This is a genomic window from Acinetobacter tjernbergiae DSM 14971 = CIP 107465, from assembly GCF_000374425.1.
In the GTDB taxonomy this organism is placed as follows: Bacteria; Pseudomonadota; Gammaproteobacteria; order Pseudomonadales; family Moraxellaceae; genus Acinetobacter; species Acinetobacter tjernbergiae.
Map to the genome: position 1 here is coordinate 85685 of NZ_KB894358.1, position 21738 is coordinate 107422.

The following is a 21738-nucleotide window of genomic DNA, read 5'->3' on the forward strand; positions in this document are numbered from 1 at the left end:
TTATTTTGATAAAACGATATAAGCAACGTCACTGCTAAATGAACCATCAGCTTTGATTTGATAATATCGTTGCACCTGCTCTGATGCTTTGGTCTGTAAATCACGTATGGTGGTAATGGCATATTCAGGCGTTTGCATCCGTTCTGTCCAACTTTGGAAATCTAAACCTAGATGCTGCTTTGCAACGGTTTCAACTTTAAAGCCTGTATATTCCGCGAAATGCATCCATTCTTCTAAACTATAATTTCTGACATGACTCGGATCTCGAATCATTTCAATGGTCTGAAAAAAGCTATCAATCGCTGGGTTTGAATTTCCTAAAATATCAACAATAATAACTTTGCCGTCTTGAGTTAATACACGATAAATTTCATGCATTGCCTGAGCCGCACTCTGCCAATGATGCGCTGAATAACGCGTGATGACACAGTCAAAATATTGGTCTACAAAAGGCAATTGTTCCGCTGCACCTTGTTGGGCAATCACATTTTCAAAACCTCTTTGTTTGGCTTGAGTCGATACAAGCTCAACCATTGACGGCGTTAAATCATAGGCAACTATTTCATCAACCAATGCTGCCACCTGATAAGTCACATGCCCACCGCCACAGCCCAAATCCAAGACTTTTTGAAATTGATGAGATTGGATGAGTTGTTGCATTTTCTGAAATTCGACGCCTTGTGCATGCACTTGGCTGTTTAAATAAGCTTGCGATTTATCTTGATATTGCTGTTGATTAACTTGATGCTGAGTGGTCATGTTTTTATCCTTGCGATGTCGTCCAGCTTTTAAAATAGACGACACTAATCAAAAATAAAAATGATGAATTTTAATTCAATCAATAAAAATAAGTTATCAATTATAATCCAATCAAACTGGCTGCCACATTGATTGCGATGGCTAAAATCATGGTATTAAAAATAAAAGCCAAGACACAATGAAAAATATTCAGATGCCTCAATTCAGAACTGGTAATCGAAACATCTGCCGTTTGTGCAGAAGTGCCAATAATATAACTAAAATAAATAAAATCGAGATAATCAGGTTGATCAGTTTTTGGAAAATCTAAACCAGAATTCTTTTGCTGACTCTTGGCAAGATAATAATCATGCGCATAATGAATCGCAAATAAAGTATGCAGCAACAGCCATGTTGAAAAAATAGTCCCGATGGTCAATAAAATCAGAAATCCTTTTAAAAAAGCCTGATCTTTGGGGACATGACTGAGTTGTACCACAATTGAAATAAAACAAATCACAATCGCAATCAACACGACATTTAGAATCGCCCATTTGCCTGCATCTTGTTGCTGAGCGCGTTGTAAAATATGGGTCGAGTCTAAGCGCCACATCATTTTTAAAGTCAGAAATAAATATAACCAAATGGCAATATTCCAGCCGATTTGTAGACAAGTCGCCCATTGCCAATCGGTGAAAAAATGCAAAACTGCATAAATCACGAGACCTAAACTAAAGGTTGCTGATAAGTATGGGCGATGTTTTAGCCCTCTCGCAAAACGCTGTATAAAGCCCTGCATTCTTCACCTTTTGTTTTGTGTTTAGTCTCAATTGATGCTTATTTTGACGTTATAAAGTCTTATCGGAACACCATATCACATGTATTTTACTTAAATTAAACAAAATATAAGCGGCTTAAGATTTACTTCGGACAAAAATGTCCGTTTAATTAAGATTCGATCTTTCAAGAATTTGAGTCATGGCAAAACGTCAGCAATTGGCAGCGCATAATCGTGACGAACTCCTCAACGCAGCAGAGGAAGTCTTTAGAACACACGGTGTTCACGTCCCATTACAAACCATTATTGATCATGCAGGCGTTGGTCGTGCGACCTTTTATCGTAATTTTGCAGATCGAAAAGCATTGATGCTGGCTTTACTTGAACAAGCAATGACTCGTTTAGAGCAACGTGCTCTAGCCTTACAAGGACTCAATGATGGTTTTATTCGTCTAATCGAAGGCCACGTTGAACAACTTCCACATTTGGTGGTATTGATTGATTACTGGCGCATTATTGATCGACAAGACCCAATCATGCTAAACATTTATGAAAGACGTGACAAAGCACTGCAACCACTGATTGATCAAGCAATTGAACATCGACTCTGTCGCCCTGATCTGACCCCGCAAGATTTTGGCATGATTACGGCGATTTTAGGCTCTTCATTTCAGGGACATCATCGTTCTGATCAAATTCGCTTAGCACAACGTGCAATAGAATTATTATTAAACGGCATTAAAGTTTAGTTCGAGGAATAACATGGATAAAAGCCCTCGCTATCTTGAAACTCCTCCTGATTGGTCTGCCGATGAGCGTCCAACCTTACCCGGCTCGCCCGCAGCAATCGCACACGCTAAACCAAAACGCTTCGCCTATTTTTTTATTGGGCTGTTTATTTGTATTGCTGCCAGCTTAAGTAATGGCTTTATCGTTGCGAATTTGCCCATTTTCCAAGGTGAATATGCTCTAACCCCTTCTCAAGCTGCTTGGTTACCTGCGGCTTATGTGATGGCGAATGTCAGTTCTAACCTGATTTTATTTAAAGCCCGTCAACAATATGGTTTGCGCCTATTCTCAGAAATTGGTCTATTGGTTTTTATTGGCGTATTGATCTTACACATTTTTGTCAAAACCTATGAAATGGCCTTGTTTGTTCGTTTCATCGCTGGCTTAGCAGCTGCACCCCTTAGCTCATTGGGTATGTATTACACCATGCAAGCTTTTGGTAAAGCCGATATGGCCAAAGGAATTTATTTAGCATTCGGATTTCAACAGCTTGGTCTACCCTTGGCGTGGATCATTTCCCCGTTCTTGCTGAGTGCCAATCAGTGGGATGTGATTTATACCTTTGAACTAGGCTTAGCGATCTGTTGTTTAGCGATGGTGGTTGCCTTGAAGCTTCCTCGAAGCTTGCGTTTACAGGTTTTTGAAAAACAGGACTTCTTCACTTTTGCTTTGCTCGCTCCCGGTTTTGCATGTTTGTGTATTGTATTAACCCAAGGTCCAATTCATTGGTGGTTTGATAGCCCTTGGTTGGCCTATACCTTAATTGTGGGTTTTTGTTTAATTGTTTTTGGTCTTACTTACGAACATTATCGTGCTAATCCATTGATCATGACGCGTTGGTTAGCAGCGGGCGATTTACTCAGTTTTGTGGTCAGCGCCTTTGCCTTACGTTTGTTAATGTCAGAACAGAGTTATGCCGCAGTTAATTTTCTCAAAACCATAGGTATGGGACCTGATCAGTTTGTCCCACTCTATGTCGTGATTTTCTGTGGCACCATCGCAGGCTCAGTCTTTAGTGCACTCACCTTTCACCGTGAACGCCTCATTCTGAATTTATTTCTCGCTGAAATCTTAATTTTAATTGCCTGCGCCTTAGATTATCACCTCACCAGTGACGTTCGTCCTGCCAATTTCTATCGCAGTCAATTTTTAGTCAGCTTTGCAGGTGGGGTCTTTATCGGCCCACTGTTACTCATGGGCTTTATGCGAACTTTACAACGCGGTCCTCAATATGTAGTGACCTTTATTGTATTGTTTTCAGCAACGCAAAACTTTGGTGGTTTAGTCGGTTCATCCTTCTTTAACACCTATCAGCAACGCCATACCTATGACTATAAAGTAGAAATCAACAGCAGTCTCGACCCTACCGACCCCATCGTCGCGCAACGCTTACAAACCTATCAACATAGTGCCATGCTCAACAGCAATGATCCTGTTTTGCAAAACAACCAAGCCTTGCAGAATCTGAATAAAGTAGTAACCCGTGAAGCCCAAGTCCGAGCCTATAACGATGTAATTGCATTAAATGGCATTTTTGCAGTGGTTTTACTACTTTGGGGCTTATTCAAATATGCACGGAATAAATACAAAACCCGAAAAAGTTTGCAAACAGCCAGTTAGTACCACCGTATTAGATTGAGAAAAGATTATGTCTGAACAAGATAAACCTGACAGCGATAACGCTTCAGATGTGAAACAAAATGAGAGTACTCAAGTGGTAAAAGCGCCTACCGCACAATTGCCACCACCTCCACCACCGACGAGTAAACTGATTAAAACCAAACACTCGACCCTTTGGTGGATGTTACTTGTGCTAATAGTTGGCATTACCATTATCTTATGGGCGTGGCGCATTGGTCCCTTTCATACAGCCGTTGAACAAACCGACAATAGCTATGTAAAAGGTAAAACCACGATTCTGTCCTCACAAATTAATGGCTATGTTAAAGACGTGTTGGTCAAAGACTTTGATCAAGTCAAACAAGGTCAAGTGTTGATGCATATTGATGCCACCACCTATGACCAAAAAGTGACGCAAGCAGCATCAGGGGTAGAGCAGGCTGAAAACAGTCTTGCTAATCAAACCCAAGCGATTGCTCAACGTCAGGCTGATGTTGTGGCAGCACAGGCCAAGCTGGATCAGGTTAAAGCACAATATGACTTATCCGTAGCGCAGTTAAAACGCTATCAACAACTTGGAGATAGTGGTGCTGCTTCAAAATCTGAACAAGATAAAGCAGCAGCAGATGTGCAAAATAATCACGCTTTACTCAAGCAAGCTGAAGCCAATATTTTAGTGGCACAAGAATCGTTAAAAACGGCACAAGTGGCACAATCTGGCTTAAAAGCACAAGTCAATAGCGCGCAAGCACAACTTGACCAAGCCAATACAACCAAAGACTACAGTACCATTGTCGCGCCATTCGATGGGCAATTGGGTGAGGTCAACCCTCGTGTAGGTCAATATGTAGCGGCAGGAACACAATTACTTTATTTGATTCCAAAACAAACGTGGGTCATTGCCAACTTTAAAGAAACCCAAATCGCCAACATGAAAATTGGGCAAAAAGCGTATTTCACTGTTGATGCCATCAATCATCAGAAATTTACGGGGCATGTTGAGCAGATTTCCCCTGCCGCAGGTTCAGAATTTAGTGTACTTAAACCTGACAATGCGACAGGTAATTTCACCAAAGTGGTACAACGGATTTCTGTCCGTATTGCGATTGATCCAAATCAAAAAGGCATGGAAAAATTACGACCAGGTATGTCGGTGATTAGCTCTGTAGATACTGGCTCCTAATACAAGACTGACATTCTCAATCAAATCCATTTACAATGTGATCAAATTCATTTCCCTTGTTCGAAAATGTTTGATCACATTGCTTTTCCCACGCCCTATCAAACATTAGCGCTTAGCAATTCGGTTCAATTAACCATTAAGCGTTTGGATCTGATTCATCCTCAAATTTCAGGCAATAAATTTTTTAAGCTGAAATACAACTTACTCGCTGCACAACAACAAGGTTTGTCTCAAGTACTAACGTTTGGTGGTGCATTCTCCAATCATATTGCAGCAACGGCTTATGCAGCTCAACGCTTTGGCTTTCAAAGTATTGGCATTATTCGTGGTGAAGAACTTGCGACCCAAGACTTAAATCCTACCCTACAAACAGCACAAGATTTTGGCATGCAACTGCATTTTGTCAGCCGAGCCGAATATCGGCTCCGCCATGATGTTGAGTATTTACAACAACTACAGCAGCAATACTCTCAAGCCTTTATTATTCCAGAAGGTGGAACGAATGAACTTGCTCTGCAAGGAACACAGGAAATTCTGAACGAAGATGACCGAAAGAATTATGATGTCATTTGCTGTGCCGTTGGAACTGGTGGAACAATTGCAGGACTGATTGAAAGTAGTTCAAATCAACAACAGATAGTGGGTTTTTCTGCATTAAAGGGGAATTTTTTACAACACGATATTCAACAGTGGACCACTAAAACCAATTGGACATTAACCGATGCCTATTGTTGTGGGGGTTATGCGAAAACTACCGATGAACTACTACAATTTATGCAGCAATTTGAACAGCAATATGCAATTCCTTTAGAACAGGTTTATACCGCTAAGATGATGATGGGGTTGTTCGATTTAATTCAACAGAACCACTTTCCAGCAAATACACGGATTTTGGCGATTCATACAGGTGGGCTACAAGGCCGTTTAAAAACATAAATCACCAAAATCATTTTTATCATTCAACCTAGATTGATGTTATTGATTTACACAAAACCTCACTGTTCCTGTCGCTGCGGGATTTAATACACCAGTCAAGTTCCACTCCAATGCATCTCCGACATGATTGATATTACACGTATTACCATTCGGTGTTGAATTGCAACTCATACTACCGAAACTGGTGGCTATAGGTAAACTATCCTTAATTTTCACATTATTCAGCAGCTTGGTACTATTATTTTTATAGGTGATTTCATACTCTAAATGGTCGACCTTATTTGCTTGATTCGTTACAGCAAATTGGTTTTGATCAGCCGACGTTGAAGGACAACTTGCAACTGCACGTACCTTTTTAGTTAAGCTAAGACCCGCTTTACCAACCAATGTGACATCTTGTCGTTTAATTGATTTCCCCATCATTGTCTGTGTTGGATTTGCCAAGATTACACTATAACTTGCCTCTAAGGTCGAAACATGCTGTGCACCTGCCATGACATTTGTAGGTGAATGAACACGCTGAACCAAACAAAGATCTGCATTGGGTTGTAATGTATATGGATTCGCTACGGTTGGATTAAATATGGTTTCACCACTATCCACACTCCCATTACAATTCGTATCTTTATAAACCAGAGCTTGCCAAACTTGGTCATTACCACTGTTAGGTTGTTGGCTAGACAACTGATTGAACTGAGTAATTTGTACTGGAGCTTGTGAATTAAGACGATGCGGATAATCTGTGACGTCTCCAGAAGCTATGGTGTGTTGCCCGTCTTCAGTCAGGATGATATTCAGATTTGCATCACCAAAATTATTATTTGGATAACTGGTTGCGGTTGTTTTAGGGAGTGAAATCGTATCCGTACTTCGGTTATAACTTCCGGTTGGACTCGCCCCGCTGACAGAGCTATATTCAGGCAAATTTGTCTGTACGATACAAAATGGATTGGTTAAAACACTGTCTTCTACTTTAAAACTATAATCGCCATTACTATTACTGATGGTCACAAGATTAAGTTCTACCCCAGAGCAATTTGCGAGTTTCAGGCTACTACCTGCAATACCTAATTCATTGGCATCTTGCAGTGCATTATAGGCATTACTCAAGATATTATTGGTTGTTCCGCCATTATCGTTAAAAATACGCCCTGTAATCAGGACTAGTTTTTTTCGACTATTGGTTAAAGTACAAATAATTGCAGCATCATCACTGTGAATCGTTAATTTATTACCATTTAAAGCCGTGTTATTGCCTGTACAAATCAAGGTACTATTATAATCCGCTGCATCACCCTTACTGAATGCCTCAAGAATTGTTCCCGTTTTTCCGACCATATTTGGCATCAGAATCACAGGTGTTCCCGTCGTGGCATTTGCGCCTGTCTGATCAGCAACCGAAACTGCTGTGGTCGCATTGGTATCAAAACCAACACTATTAACAATTACACTATCACCAGCGACTGCGTTATCCCATTTTTTTATCAATGTTAAAGTTGTTAGCGTATTGGTTAACGTACAGATGATATCTGCACCTGATACAATTCCACTTTTATTGAGTGTGACTGTCCCATTGACATAATTTGGTGTTACAGAGCTAGTTGGCAATCCTGTACAAACTGCATTGGTTAAACGAAAACCTGTTGGCATACTCGATTCAGTGATCACCGCATCTGTTGAAGGATTAGGACTAGTAAAATACTGAGTCTCACCAACCGTTTCTGTATCTTGGGTGGTTGTGGTAATTGAGTGATTGACAATCCCATTATTGCCTGTGAAATCAAACTTACCAACACCTCCTCGACTGATTTTTTTAATTATTAGGCTTGGCTTACTATTAATAAATGTACAGGTAATATCGGCACCACCTGTAATCAAATGATTATAAGGAATTGTGATTCTATCTGTACTAAAATTACCAAAGGTCCCAATATTTCCTGTAATTAAGCTATTTGAGTCTACACAGCTCGCGGATTTTAGCGCATAACCCGTCGCAATTGATGACTCTCTAATGACGACATCGGTTGAATTACTCACTACCGTTAAAACAGAAGATATTCCTGTTCCAATATTGGGTGATCCCTGTAAGCTCGTTACAACATTACTGGAGTTACTTGATAAATTGGTATTCGCAAAACCAAACGTCCCCGTTCCTCCTTGCGAAATTTTCTGAATCTTCACAGTTGGAATTTTGGTATTTACAAAGTTACAGTTTAAATTGGGGTTATTGGTGATATCGGTCGCTGTAAGTGTATAAGTCGAACCAGACTGACTGCCAACAGCATTACCTGCACTATTACGGCAACTTGCTCCAGTTAGACTCCATCCCCCGCCAGTAGGTAGACTACTTTCATTAATCGTTATGCTACCAGTTCCTGTGACGACAAAAGGTTGCACACCAGTCAGCGTCGTATCACCATCAACCTGATATTCTTCACCCTGAGTCAATGTTGTAATCGAACCCGAAGTTTGGCTTGTACCAGTCAGTGTAAAACCGAAAGTACCTAAGCCGCCTATTGTTGATTTTGTGAGTGTAATTAAAGCTTTAGCAATAGCGACTTGCACACTACTACTATTATCAGATGGGAAAATTTCAGTATTGGCAGCGGGTACATTCACCGTTGCCGTATTGGTAACAATCCCTGCTGCATTTGCTCTCGCTTGAATAATAAGCGTACACGTTGCGCCTTTAGGCCCACTGAATTGACCAGTAAGCGTATTGCCTGTAAAACTCGCATTACAAGTGATTGCACCATTTGATTTGGTTGCACTTAATAAAGAGAGCGTATTGAAATTATTTGGAATTGCATCATTAAAATTTGCACGGCTGGTATCACTCACGGCATTTTCACCTTTATTGCTAATGACCAGTTGATACTGAATCGTATCACCCAAATTCATCGTCAATGAATCAGCTACAAAGGTTCCAGATGTTCCAATCCTCTGTTTCTTCTCAACTTTCAAATCCATATCTGTCGGCAGATCATCGTCTTTGATCACATAGTTTGCGATACCATTACCAGATGCACCGCAATCATTTGAAGACATAATATGAAAATCATTGCTTTGATTGATCGTCACACTAAATGTGTCATCAACTTCATTAATTAAATCATTAATAATTTCGACAGGAACTTCAAGGACGTACGGTGTTCCAGCACCATAATTACCTTGTGGGATGATTTTGGTAAAAGTGTTTGCAACTCCACCATTAATTTTATAATCGACACCTAATTGGGCTGTGCCATCATTCACAGTAAAAACCAATGAAATACCACCACTCGGTACATCACCGACTACAATAACCTTAAGCGGTTGCACTGTGCCGCCATTTTCAGGTACCACATAATTGGCTGAACTAAACTCAATAATGGGTTTTACAATAATTTGTATCGCATCTAAAAAATTTCCGCTGGTGCTCGTTCCAGAGGTGGACTGAAACCCCATTGGTACTTGCCCCGTTGCGCCTGTATAGGTAAATGTCCCACTATAATCGGCCCAACGTTTAATAGTTGAACCCGTTGTTGCCCCAATACCTGACCCCGAGCCACTTAATACCGAACATGTTCCTGACACACAACTTGTAACTTGCCCATCACCTGTTTTACTGGTCGATACAGTTGCAATGGTCTGAGCTCCAGCGCGTAATAACATGGTATCGTCCGCTGTATTACGCCCATTATGGCTAAATTTCCAAGATACTGACTCACCATTCACTAAACAAATATTCTGTGACACGGTTGAAACGGCATCCGCATTCAACTCTACAAATTGATTGCCTTCCCGTGCCTTTATCGTATTGGTTAGCGTGGTATTGGTACCGTCAATATTTCTTGATCCCGCCCACATTTCCATTAACTGCCCAGCACCATTTGTCGTAATTGAACAGGTTCCACTAGAGCCTTCATTGCCATAGGGATGTGTGGTCAGCCAACCGGGTACACGGGTACTACTAATATAGACACGACAAACATTATTACCTGTCGCAATGGTTGGTGTTTCAAAGCCTAAATTTAAATATCCACGTTGATATGCTGCATGTGTTATTGGGGTAATTAATATAAGAAATAAAGTAGCAATCAATACGCTTACAAGATAATAATCGCACCGAAATTTATTGATAATCAATACATATATAGCGTGAATATCAAACATTACCGCCCCCAAAAAATTAAACTTTTCACCTTGATTTGCAATGGAGTGCTATTTTCAAATACCAAAAAATTTCTCGTCATAATTTATGACAAGAACAATCACACCGTTGCAAAAACAAAAAATTAACTAAATTTTCAGAAAAATATCAAACTTTAATGCAAAATAGAGATATAACTCTCATTTTTATTTTACATCAGTACCTTATTATTTTTTATTTAACTAAAGATTATTTTTAAAAAAACTGAACATTTTTTGTATCTAATGATGTAAACCAATCAGATATTCCCACCGATTACAAATAATTTGGGCATTGTGAATTGGACATACTAAACTTGACTCAAATCTTTTATAATCGCTCGCTTTTCGTCTATCGAGTAATACTCATGGTTCATCAAGTTGATGTTGTTGTTATCGGTGCAGGTGCATCAGGCTTGATGTTAGCTGCGGAAGCAGCTAAACGTGGGCGCTCTGTTGCGGTACTCGAGAAAGCCAATAAAGTGGGTAAAAAAATTCTAATGTCTGGTGGAGGTAAATGTAACTTTACTAATCTGGACGTTGAGCCTGCTCATTATATTTCTGAAAATCCACATTTCGTTATTTCAGCTTTAACTCGCTATACCAATTGGGACTTTATTGGTCTGGTTTGCGAATATGGTATTGAGTATGAAGAACGTAAACATGGTCAGCTCTTTACCCTTAAGGGTGCAAAAGAGATTCTTGAACTTTTACTTGCTGAATGCGACAAAGCCAAACGTGTCCAGATTCAAACCCATTGCGAAGTACAACAAGTAAACGCACAAGCGGATTCAAGTTTTATTATTGAAACGAGTCAAGGAACATATCACTGTGAGTCTGTCGTCGTTGCCACAGGTGGCTTATCCATTCCGACCCTCGGCGGTTCAGGTTTCGGTTATGAACTGGCACAACAATTTGGTCATCATGTGTTTCCAACACGTGCAGGTTTAGTTCCATTCACTTTTTCGGATCATTTTAAAGAAGTGACAACACGTTTAAGTGGCAATGCTTTAGATGCAACGTTGGTGAATGATCGCCACCAGTTTACTGAAGCACTCTTATTTACCCATCGTGGTTTAAGTGGCCCAAGTTCATTACAACTTTCAAACTATTGGCATGTTGGTGAAAGCTTCAAGATTGATTTTTTTCCTAGCCAAGACTTAATCCAATTTTTAAAAGAAAAGAAAAAGTCACAACCCAAAGTGCTACTGCGTACTTTACTCAGTGAATTTACAGCCAAGAGTATTGTGCTTGAGTTACAACAACTGATTTGGGCAGAACAAAGTGAAATAGCGATTGGAAATATCAGTGATCTGCAATTGGAACAGATTGCGACACAACTACACGCTTTTTCAGTTAAGCCTTCTGGGACTGAGGGATACCGTACCGCTGAGGTCACATTGGGTGGCGTGGATACCAGTGAAGTGTCTTCAAAAACCATGGAAAGTAAAAAACAAAAGGGCTTATATTTTGTTGGTGAAGTGCTTGATGTGACTGGACACTTAGGAGGCTATAACTTTCAATGGGCATGGTCTTCTGCACAAGCCGCAGCTCAATTCGTTTAATTTAAGTCAAATTGAGCCTGCTCACACAATATCCTGCTAAGAATGATGATCTGAGGAGTTTGCTGCTTCTGTAGATGAAACCTTTTGCATCTTTTCAAGCGGTTTTTCTTTGGCTGAATTTGATTTAGAAACGACAAATTTGTACGCACTCGCCAAGAAACCTACAGTGATGCCTGCAATAATAATCGGTGCGAATACACGATTTGGCCTCTTCATTTCATTCTCCTCTATAGACTTTTTATTTAGAGATTATTGATACTTTATATATAAATGAATTGCTTTTTAGGTCAAATTTCATAGTAAAAGGCATTAAACACTGATCATAGCGATTTTATAATTCAGTTTTATGTCTTATTGTTGCTAAAAATGACCTCGCACCTCGTCAATAAAAATACCCAAAACGCTTATATAAACAAAACGACGACCCTGCCTAGAGTGGTCGTTTTGATCAAAAAAATCAAAGATTATTTTCACTATTCATCTAAATCTGGCAAAGATGATGCTGTGGGACTCACTGTATTGGTTGAGTTTTTTTCGTTTTGATGCAATGAATTGGCCTGTTTTACTTCAGTTTTTGCTTTGTCTAATAAATCTGTTAGTAAACGCTCAGCAGGTTGACGACCACCTAAACCAAATGCCAGTGCAAAAGCAACTGCGACAGAACCCAGTGTTAAACCAAATGCTAAATTCACAATCGAATCTGCAATTCCCATTGCCTTTAAGCCCATTGCGATTACCAAGCCCATAATTAAAATACGGACCAAGTTTGCTAACCAACGTGAACTATTGTACTCACCACGTTGAACCACATTCGCCACGACATTAGCGAGCCAGAATCCAATCACCAAAATGACTGCACCCAGTAAAATACTGGCACCAAATTGAATAAACATCGCAATCAGTACACTGACTTGGTCTAATCCAAGTCGATTCGCAGCTTCTGAAACAGCAAACAGCATGGTAAAGAAAATGATTAAGTAGCCAATCACATCAGAAACACGGGTTTGCCCAAGGAAGCGTTGTAAATCAAGCTTCATTGGGATTTCATCAACACCTGCACCTGAAATCAACTCAGCCACTAAACGTCCAACCAAACGAGAAACGATATAAGCGACAACTAAAATGAGACCTGCTGCAATAATCTGTGGAATTGCATACATGATCTCATTCAGCATTGTTGTTGCGGGTTGGGAAATCGCTTGAATACCCAGTGCCTCAAATGCCACAATCAAAGCAGTGATAATAATCATGGCAAATACAAATGAGCCTAAAAATTTAGACACCTTCGAGTTTTTAAATAAACCGACTTTTTCAGCTTGTGTTTGTAGTCCAAAGCTATGACTCAAACCTTCAACAATACCTCGCACAATTTTCGCAAGAATATAGCCAACAAAGATAATCACACCTGCAATAAACAAATTAGGCAGATAAGCAATTGCTTCATTCAGCATATTCTGTACAGGAATTAGTAATCCTGTTAGACCTAAAATAGACAGCACAATTGGTAAAAATATTAATAAAACCAACCAGTAAAAAATCTCAGCAATATTCCCACTGAGGGCATTAACACCAACTTCACTGCTCAGTTTCTCATCTAATTCTGTTTTAGATAAAACATTGGTCAGCCCTACTCGTACCAAATGCGCCACAATCCAGCCAATAAATCCAACAGCAACAGCAGCCAACAAATTTGGTATATAAGCGAGTACCCGCCCAACCATATGACTAAACGGATCACTCACGCCACTAATATTTAAAACATTGAGTGCACCAACCACCGCAAGGATCACTACAAACCAAAACACCAGTTTGGATAGCAAACGCTCAATATTAGGGGCAAAACCCGTTGCGGTAGATAACTTATGATTAGCGCCTAGCTTTTGCAATAGCCGCTTTACACCTGCGGCAATGACTAAGGCAATAATCCAACCAACAAGTAAGATGAAAATGGCTGCAAAAATCGGATGAAACTGATCCCAGTAATACATTCCATCAAATCCTCCTCGATGGGAAGGATCATTAAAAAATTCATTCATGCATGTTATCCTTATATTGTATTTTTAAATCTTGATATAAATCATCCATCATCGTTCTATGCCGAAGAATATAAATGATGGATGTTATCACCATAGTTTTTGTTGATTTTTCAAGCAATCAACTGCATCACTAATACAACAAAAACCATGCAAAATATTGCAAAAAAGCCCACTAGTTCACACTAATGAGCTTTTGTTTAGCAATAAATTTTTTGGTCTAAAGCCGTTTAAACATTCATAAGTTCGGACTGCAAATTTGACATCATCACTTGAGCAGTTGGATTCGCTGAATGATCGGCGATCATAAATACCAGCAACGCTATCAAAAAAATTCCAACAATCAGCAACATATAGACTGGTAGTTTCCTTTTACGTGCGATCTCTTCCTTACTTGCCACATGGGGTTGTGGCTTACTAAAATCATGCATCATAGCAGCCCTCTTCCTTTTACTTGTTAGGCTTTTATATTAACAATACTCAATGTTGCATTGTGTGAAAAATCTTCGCACTATCGTTGCGTTGGTTGCAGAACTCTACTTTTTATTTCTTAAACTTTTGTATAAAATATAGTCGTTTTAGAATATGTAAGAAATAAGCTATAATAGTTGCCCTCATCTCCTAAACCTTCTGCTTTATGTCCTATAGCCAACAAAGCGTTTCTCTTGAATTAGACACTGATGTCACACATCAATGTTTTTTACATCACACCCGTGATGAACATTTGATTGGAATTATTGAGTTCAATAAACCAAGTTATATTTTGAAATGGGGAGATTTGGAATATTTTCGTCGCCGTACCGAAGAATTTTCGGTGATGCCTTTACCTGATTGTGTCAATGCAATGATTATCGACATTCGGAATGTACAACCTTTTTTAGATAATGAAGTACCTATCTTACCTTGGCGTTTACTCGAAGAAGATTGCCCTGTAAGGCTCGTTGTACCTCAAGATCGCTTAGAACATTACATTGGTCTTTTTGAACCAACATGGCTAAATACCGATGTAGATACAGCCATTCAAGAAATCCGTGAATTTATGGATATGTTTGTTCACTAAAACATATCCATTAAAGGGCAATCCTGCACGACTGCAATTGCTCTTATGCCGCTACAACGCGACTCATTACCAATAATTCTCTACTGCAATATTTCCCTCACCACGGCGATTCATGGTTAAACCACGTTGTTTGAGTGCTTCTTTGGTATCCTCAACCATCTGTGGATTGCCACATAACATCACATGACTACTGGCAGGATTCAAAGACAATCCTATCGTTTTTTCTAATTCCCGATTGGCAATTAAAATCGGTAAACGATCATGTAATGTGGCATTTGGGTCTCTAGTAATAATTGGCACAAATTTAAAGCCAGTATGCCCCTCACCAAAAAGGGCTGTGATTTCTTGGATACGCTCCACATATGCCAATTCAGATGCTGTACGAACACTATAGACTAAGTTGATATGTTGATATTTTTTCCATGTTTCAAAGTCTTGTAACATCGATAAAAATGGAGCTAAACCTGTTCCTGTTGCCAATAACCAAAGATCTTGGGGAACAGGCAGTTGGTAACGTGCCAAAGTCAGATAGCCATAGGACACTTTATCCAAATACAATTCATCACCCACTTTAAGGTGTTGCAAATTTGAGGTAAATGCACCATCAGGCACAACAATTGAAAAGAATTCTAACGTTTCATCAAAGGGTGAAGAAACCACAGAATAAGCGCGTACCACTAATTCACCGTTAACCATTAACCCAATCCGTGCAAACTGCCCTGCACTAAATTTAAAATGAGCAGGTCGAGTGAGGGTAAAACTAAAAAGATTGTGAGCCCAACGATGAACAGATAAAACCTTTTCTACGCTAAATTTTTCAATTGACATGATTTGAACGTGGCACGAAACAGTAGGCTCATGTTAGCATGATCGAATAATTGATGGATACTCAAAACATTAAGGCTATTTAACATGCGCATGACCTTACGCCAATTGGCTGTTTTCGTGGCGGTTGCTCAGGAAGGAACTGTAACCAAAGCGAGTGATGCTGTCCGACTCACACAAAGTGCGGCAAGTATGGCTTTAGCTGATTTAGAAGATGGTTTAGGTGCGCCTTTATTCGACCGTTTAGGCAAGCGTTTACAACTCAATGACTTGGGACGGTTTTTACTACCTCAAGCTTTAGAAATCTTAGGTCGCTGTGAATCGTTTGAACAAGCCGCTAAGGGTGAACTGCAAAGTATTGATTTACGCTTAGGTGCAACCTTAACGATCAGTGATTATTTGATGCCTGATCTCATGGCTGAATTCTTACAACATCATCCTCAAGCACATTTACAGTTACAGGTGGGAAATACTCGCCAAATGATTGAAGCAGTGAATCAATTTCAACTGGATTTAGCTTTAATCGAAGGCTCTTGCCACTTACCTCAATTACAATGTATCCATTGGAGAGATGACGAACTCGCTGTTTGCTGTGCGCCGAGTCATCCATTGGCACAGTTAGGTCGTCCAGTTACCCCAGCAGATTTCGATCATGTCGAATGGATTTTACGTGAAGAAGGTTCAGGCACACGCGAAGTGTTTGACAATGCGATTTTGCAGGATTTACCTGATGCAAATATTCGTTTAACTCTCGGTCATAATGAAGCAATTTTAAAAATTGTGGCGGGTGGTCTCGGTATGTCTTGTGTTTCAAGGCTAGCGATTGAACCACTTCAAGAGAAAGGACAACTTGTTATTTTAGATACACCTTATTGGCAACTGACTCGCCCTCTTTATATGCTAGTACATCGTCAAAAATATCAAGGGCCTGGACTCAAAGCCTTTTTACATTTCTGTGAAGATCAGGTTTAAGCCTGATCTTTTATTTTAATGTCTAAATTGTTGTTCACATGGCTCACCATCATTGTCACCATCCATTTTTGTATTCGGACAATTTTTTAAGAAGAATATAGCTTCCTCACGAGAATGCATTTGTGAACAATGCTTACGCCCATCACAACTAAATTGGGCTTGAGCTTTAACGGGCTGCTCAGCTTGCATTTTATGATGTGGTGTTGATGGTACGTCTAACACCTGTTCTGTTTTTTCAGACAATTTGATTTCAGGTAAATCACCTAAAGCTTGTCGCTGAGCAATCACAATTTTCTTTTGCTCTTCGATCAACTGTGCTGCTTTTATTCTTTGCGATTGTTGATATGACTGATATTTTTGAAAAACAAGACCCGCCAAGATCACGACGATAATTAACCCTGTCAGCGTAATAATTGTCGCTTTTTTAGGATCGGAGCGAGAATGACCCTGTGAAACTGAATTTTTAAATGCCTTATTTGCAACTGGGGTATCTACACTATCTAAAGGCTTTAAATCTAAACGAACGATATTTGTGGCTTTAAATTTCCCCTTGTCTTCAACAATTAAAAATTTAAGCCGTTCCCCAGACTTCAGCTCAATATGGCGATGAGGCACATCTGTAATATGGAAAAATATATCTTTTTTCTCGCCAATTAACTCAATAAAACCAAAACCACGCTCAGTGTTGTAATTTTTGATTATCCCTTCCACAAACATAATTCACTCTTTATCTCATATTAAACAAGGGGCTAAAAAGTCTCTTGCACCCCTCCTATTTAATACCAAACTTAAACTCAACAATCGAAATAAAAGTCATTAACGTCGAAAGTTTGACAATAGCTCACTCGTTATCGATTCATTATGAGCCAATATTTTATTTTTTTTAGTTTTTGCAGGGTTCGGATCTACACGTTCAATTTGGACTGCTTTAAATTTGCCATCATTTTCTAGAGCTACAAATTTTACTTTTTCATTGCGTTTAGGCTCACCTTCCGCTGCTGGGAAATCTGAAATATGAAAAAAGATCTCTCCTTCTGCTGTCGCAATAAAACCATATCCTTTGTCTGGATTATATTGTTTAACTTTTCCCTGATAAAATTCTTTCTTCATGACATTCATCCAATTTTGCAAATACTATCATTCAGTATATAAAAAAAGAGACTCTAAATCCTCCCCTAAAAGCCATATGGTTGGATTAAGTCTCTTTTTTATACATGTTTTAAAAAATTAATCTTTTTGTACGCTACCAAATATCTTGTCGCCAGCATCGCCTAAACCAGGCACGATATAGCCATCTTTATTTAGACCGTGGTCAATTGAAGCGGTATAAATACGAACATCTGGATGTGCAGCCTCTACTTTTGCAATACCCTCAGGTGCAGCCACCAAGATCATCACACGAATATCTTTACAGCCACTTGCCTTGAGTACATCAATTGCAGCAATTAAAGAATTACCTGTTGCCAACATTGGATCAATAATCATGGCTAAACGATTGGCAACATCAGGTACTAATTTCTTATAATACGTACGCACTTCTAAAGTTGCTTCATCACGTTCTAAGCCCAAGACACTGACTTTTGCACTTGGAATTAAATTAAGCACGCCTTCAAGCATTCCAATGCCCGCACGTAAGATTGGAACAATGGTAATTTTCTTGCCTGCAATACGCTGAGTTGAGACTTTACCTGCCCATCCATCAATTTCATGATCCACAACAGGTAGATCCTTCGTCGCTTCATAAGTCAATAACATCGTGACTTCTTGCGCCAACTCACGGAAGTTCTTCGTGCTAATGTCTGAGCGGCGTAATAAACCAAGTTTATGGCGAATAAGCGGATGACAAATTTCTTGGACAGACACGAGTAAGCACCTAAATAATATTAATCTTTTACTATTATAGATTGTTTTTTTACTCTTCATTAAAAAAGCCCCCAATTTTTGGAGGCTTTTTTGTACTAATCAGATCATTGTTGTTGTTGAGACAACATAAAATGCAATGGAGAAAGAATTTCTGACTTCAATGCCAATTTAATCATTGGATCTGGATAGATACCTAATAGTAATACGAGCAATGCTGCACCAAGCACCATGATTCCACCAACTTTAGTTCCCCAATGTGCATCCGCATCAATACGAGGCGTTTCTGGTGGTGTCATGTACATGACAATCATCACACGTAAGTAATAATACAAACCAATACCACTACCCACTACGACCATTGCAGCCAAGAACCAGTGTTGCGTTGTCACCGCAGCCATCACCACAAGGAACTTACCAATGAAGCCTGCTGTTAATGGAATACCTGCCAAAGACAGCATCATTACAGTTAATGTTGCAGTCAAAATCGGACGACGCCAGAACAAACCACGATAATCAGCAAGACTTTGTGCTTCATCCACATTGTTGTATGGACTCGACATCAATGCAACTGCACCGAACGCACCAATCGTTGTAAATACATAGGTAATCACATAAACCGTTACGCTACCTAAGCTTGCATAAGTCATGCTGATTAAAGCAATCAGTAAATAGCCGAAGTGTGCAATCGATGAATAACCGAGAATACGTTTCAAGTTCACTTGGCGTACTGCAAGTAAGTTACCCACTAAGATTGATAACACAGCAATGACCGTCAAAACTGTCACCAGTGATTCAACTAAGATTGCACCAGAGGTCAATAAGTAACGTACAAATAAACCAATCGTTGCAACTTTGGCAGCAGTTGCCAAGAAGGTTGCCATTGGTGCTGGCGCACCTGCATACACATCTGGCGTCCATTTATGGAATGGTGCAAGCGAAAGTTTAAATGCAACAGCAAAGATAATAAGACCTAAGCCCAATAACACCATTGGCTGTTTGATTGCAGTAAATAATGCTTGAACAGAATCATAGAATGACAATGAACCTGTATAAGCATAGATATACGCCATACCCATCAGCAACATTGCAGATGCAGTCGCTGAAAGCACAAGATATTTGATCCCTGCTTCCAAAGACTGACTACGTTGATGAGTATAAGCCAACATGCCGTACACAGGAATCGACATTAATTCTAAGCTGATAAAGAAAGCAGCATAATTCGAACTTGCAACCAACAACATTGCACCTGCTACAGAGCAAAGTAACAAGATATAAAGTTCTTCACGATTATCTTTATAGGTTTCAATGTAGGCATGTGAAAGCGTGCTACATGCTAAAGCAGCAATCAAAATCAAGAATTGATAGAGCATAGTAAATGGATCAACCATAAACATGCCCATGACATTTACTGGAACAAAGTGTCCACTAAACATCGTGTATGCAATAAAAATTGCAGAAAGGTTTAAACCGACCACTGTCGTTGTTGCGACAAGATTATGATTGCGTTTAATCGCAATTAATAACATCACAACAACAGAGGTCAATGCCACAATCATCACTGGGACAAGCGGCATAAGCTCAGAAAAAGAAAGTGTGAAGTTCATGGTTTATCGCATCTCCACTTGTTCAAGTTGAGTTGCAGCCTGTTGAACAGTTTCAACAACTTCTTGTACTGGCATATAACTATTGACTAACCACTGCATGCTTGAATGAGACATATCCAAGAATGTTTGTGGGTAAAGCCCTAACCAAAGCAAACCAATCACACAGACCATCAAAATGCTCACTTCACGTACTGATAAATCTTTAAGTGGGCTTGTATAGTGTTGCTTTTGTTCTGGATTTGGCTCACCAAATAACGCTTTGTGAATCAAAATCAAACCGTAGAGACCTGCAAATACCAAACTTACAGCAGCAATGATTGTGAATGCAGGATAAGCTTTGAATGAACCCATTAAAATCAGGAATTCACCGATAAAGTTACCTAAACCAGGCACGCCCACAAGTGCAGCAACAAAGAACATCAAGAAGAATGGTAAATATTGCAGTTGACCACGAAGACCACCCATTAAGCGTAGATCACGTGTGTGTAAACGCTCATACACTTGACCCGACATAATGAACAATGCAGCAGATGACAAACCATGTGCCAACATCATGATCATTAAGCCTTGGAAAGTCAGGATATTACCTGCATAAATTGCAAGTAGGATGAAACCCATGTGCGAAATAGACGTATACGCAAGCAAACGCTTCATATCTGTTTGTTGGTACGCCAAGAAAGCACCGTAGAAAATACCAATCAAACCGAGAATGATTGCAATATCAGCAAACTGTGCTGATGCTGCTGGGAAAAATGGAATCACAAAACGAAGCAAACCGTACGCCGCAGTCTTAATCAAGATACCAGCTAAATCCACAGAACCCGCTGTTGGTGCTTGTGCATGCGCATCAGGCAACCAACCGTGTAATGGGAATACGGGTAACTTCACTGCAAAACCAACAAAGAAACACAGCATGAATACATAAGCAACTTGTGGTGGTAAATGGTTCGCAACGGCTAATAAATAGCTGTAATCGAAACCAATCATGCCTGTCATCATATATCCATAGACCACTAAGCCCAAGATTCCGATTAGCATGATCAAACCAGCGATTTGTGTATACAAGAAGAATTTCGTTGCAGCATAAACACGCGAACGACCATTCGATCCTGAGTGTCCCCATAACGCAATCAAGAAGTAGATTGGTACAAGCATCATCTCCCAGAAGAAGAAGAACAGGAATAAGTCAATTGCAAGGAATACACCGATCACGCCACCCAAACTCCAAAGGAGGTTTAAGTGGAAGAAACCAACATTCTTTTGAATTTCACCCCATGAACAACCAACAGCAAGCACACCAAGTAATGCTGTAAGTAAAACCATGAGTAAAGATAAACCATCCACAGCCAAGTGAATGCTAATCCCTAGAGTCTGAATCCATGGGAGATGGAATTCAGCTGCCCAAGTTGGAGCTTTACCGCCCAACTCGTAGCTATATGTACCAGTTTGCCAAAGTGCAATACCCAAACCAAAGGTAATGAGCATACCAATCAAGGCAATCCAACGTGGTAAATGTTGGTCGAATTTATCGACTAACCAACAAATAAAACCAGCAATGAAAGGAACTAAAATCAGTGCGGGTAAAATTAAATTGTTTTCCAT

Annotated in this window: 19 protein-coding genes; 7 read left to right on the plus strand and 12 right to left on the minus strand. The window is 39.7% G+C overall.

The window, feature by feature from the left end; genetic code table 11:
- Positions 1-759: a class I SAM-dependent methyltransferase gene (locus C502_RS0105995; RefSeq protein ID WP_018677928.1), complete on the minus strand. Its 759-nt coding sequence runs from the start codon at positions 757-759 to the stop codon at positions 1-3.
- 100 nt (positions 760-859) lie between these two features.
- Positions 860-1537 (minus strand): DUF1345 domain-containing protein, encoded by a 678-nt coding sequence (locus C502_RS0106000; protein ID WP_018677929.1) that lies wholly within the window; start codon positions 1535-1537, stop codon positions 860-862.
- A gap of 179 nt (positions 1538-1716) precedes the next feature.
- Here C502_RS0106000 and C502_RS0106005 point away from each other — a divergent pair, with 179 nt between their 5' ends.
- From C502_RS0106005 to C502_RS0106020, 4 genes are all read left to right on the plus strand, one after another.
- Entirely contained in the window at positions 1717-2265 is a 549-nt protein-coding gene (locus C502_RS0106005; protein WP_018677930.1) for a TetR/AcrR family transcriptional regulator, read from the plus strand.
- A 13-nt stretch (positions 2266-2278) separates the two neighbouring features.
- A complete protein-coding gene (locus tag C502_RS0106010) occupies positions 2279-3925 on the plus strand; it encodes an MFS transporter (protein WP_018677931.1) in 1647 nt (548 codons plus the stop codon).
- Between the two features lie 25 nt (positions 3926-3950).
- Positions 3951-5108, plus strand: coding sequence for an HlyD family secretion protein (locus C502_RS0106015; RefSeq protein WP_409360630.1), 1158 nt, complete (start codon positions 3951-3953; stop codon positions 5106-5108).
- A 66-nt stretch (positions 5109-5174) separates the two neighbouring features.
- The gene (locus C502_RS0106020) at positions 5175-6044 is read left to right on the plus strand and encodes a 1-aminocyclopropane-1-carboxylate deaminase/D-cysteine desulfhydrase (protein ID WP_018677933.1); all 870 of its coding nucleotides are present in this window, start codon (positions 5175-5177) and stop codon (positions 6042-6044) included.
- A gap of 39 nt (positions 6045-6083) precedes the next feature.
- On the opposite strand, the gene C502_RS0106025 is transcribed toward C502_RS0106020, so the two are convergent.
- Positions 6084-10199 (minus strand): prealbumin-like fold domain-containing protein, encoded by a 4116-nt coding sequence (locus C502_RS0106025; RefSeq protein ID WP_018677934.1) that lies wholly within the window; start codon positions 10197-10199, stop codon positions 6084-6086.
- A gap of 383 nt (positions 10200-10582) precedes the next feature.
- On the opposite strand from C502_RS0106025, the gene C502_RS0106030 reads away from it, so the two are divergent.
- A complete protein-coding gene (locus tag C502_RS0106030) occupies positions 10583-11779 on the plus strand; it encodes a BaiN/RdsA family NAD(P)/FAD-dependent oxidoreductase (protein WP_018677935.1) in 1197 nt (398 codons plus the stop codon).
- 36 nt (positions 11780-11815) lie between these two features.
- Here the strand turns inward: C502_RS0106030 and C502_RS0106035 are convergent, their stop codons facing one another.
- The 3 genes from C502_RS0106035 to C502_RS0106045 all read right to left on the minus strand — a co-directional run bounded on the left by C502_RS0106035 (position 11816) and on the right by C502_RS0106045 (position 14243).
- Positions 11816-11995 (minus strand): hypothetical protein, encoded by a 180-nt coding sequence (locus C502_RS0106035; protein WP_018677936.1) that lies wholly within the window; start codon positions 11993-11995, stop codon positions 11816-11818.
- A gap of 257 nt (positions 11996-12252) precedes the next feature.
- Entirely contained in the window at positions 12253-13815 is a 1563-nt protein-coding gene (locus tag C502_RS0106040) for a mechanosensitive ion channel (RefSeq protein ID WP_018677937.1), read from the minus strand.
- A gap of 227 nt (positions 13816-14042) precedes the next feature.
- Positions 14043-14243 carry a hypothetical protein gene (locus tag C502_RS0106045; protein WP_026315757.1) on the minus strand — a complete coding sequence of 67 codons (201 nt, stop codon included), beginning with the start codon at positions 14241-14243 and terminating at the stop codon, positions 14043-14045.
- Between the two features lie 206 nt (positions 14244-14449).
- On the opposite strand from C502_RS0106045, the gene C502_RS0106050 reads away from it, so the two are divergent.
- Positions 14450-14872: a hypothetical protein gene (locus tag C502_RS0106050; protein ID WP_018677939.1), complete on the plus strand. Its 423-nt coding sequence runs from the start codon at positions 14450-14452 to the stop codon at positions 14870-14872.
- A 66-nt stretch (positions 14873-14938) separates the two neighbouring features.
- Here C502_RS0106050 and C502_RS0106055 read toward each other — a convergent pair whose 3' ends face one another.
- Complete coding sequence (locus C502_RS0106055) at positions 14939-15700, minus strand: ferredoxin--NADP reductase (protein WP_018677940.1); 762 nt, start codon at positions 15698-15700, stop codon at positions 14939-14941.
- An 84-nt stretch (positions 15701-15784) separates the two neighbouring features.
- Between C502_RS0106055 and gigC the strand changes: the two genes are divergently transcribed.
- A complete protein-coding gene (gene gigC, locus C502_RS0106060) occupies positions 15785-16669 on the plus strand; it encodes a LysR family transcriptional regulator GigC (RefSeq protein WP_018677941.1) in 885 nt (294 codons plus the stop codon).
- Positions 16670-16684: 15 nt separating this feature from the next.
- On the opposite strand, the gene C502_RS0106065 is transcribed toward gigC, so the two are convergent.
- From C502_RS0106065 to nuoM, 5 genes are all read right to left on the minus strand, one after another.
- Positions 16685-17386 carry a cold shock domain-containing protein gene (locus C502_RS0106065; RefSeq protein WP_018677942.1) on the minus strand — a complete coding sequence of 234 codons (702 nt, stop codon included), beginning with the start codon at positions 17384-17386 and terminating at the stop codon, positions 16685-16687.
- 99 nt (positions 17387-17485) lie between these two features.
- Positions 17486-17779, minus strand: a complete 294-nt coding sequence (locus C502_RS0106070; protein ID WP_018677943.1) for a cold-shock protein — start codon at positions 17777-17779, stop codon at positions 17486-17488.
- 117 nt (positions 17780-17896) lie between these two features.
- On the minus strand, positions 17897-18532 hold the full coding sequence (gene upp / locus C502_RS0106075; RefSeq protein ID WP_018677944.1) for a uracil phosphoribosyltransferase: 636 nt from the start codon (positions 18530-18532) through the stop codon (positions 17897-17899).
- Between the two features lie 104 nt (positions 18533-18636).
- A complete protein-coding gene (gene nuoN / locus C502_RS0106080) occupies positions 18637-20136 on the minus strand; it encodes an NADH-quinone oxidoreductase subunit NuoN (RefSeq protein ID WP_018677945.1) in 1500 nt (499 codons plus the stop codon).
- A gap of 3 nt (positions 20137-20139) precedes the next feature.
- Positions 20140-21738, minus strand: coding sequence for an NADH-quinone oxidoreductase subunit M (gene nuoM / locus C502_RS0106085; protein WP_018677946.1), 1599 nt, complete (start codon positions 21736-21738; stop codon positions 20140-20142).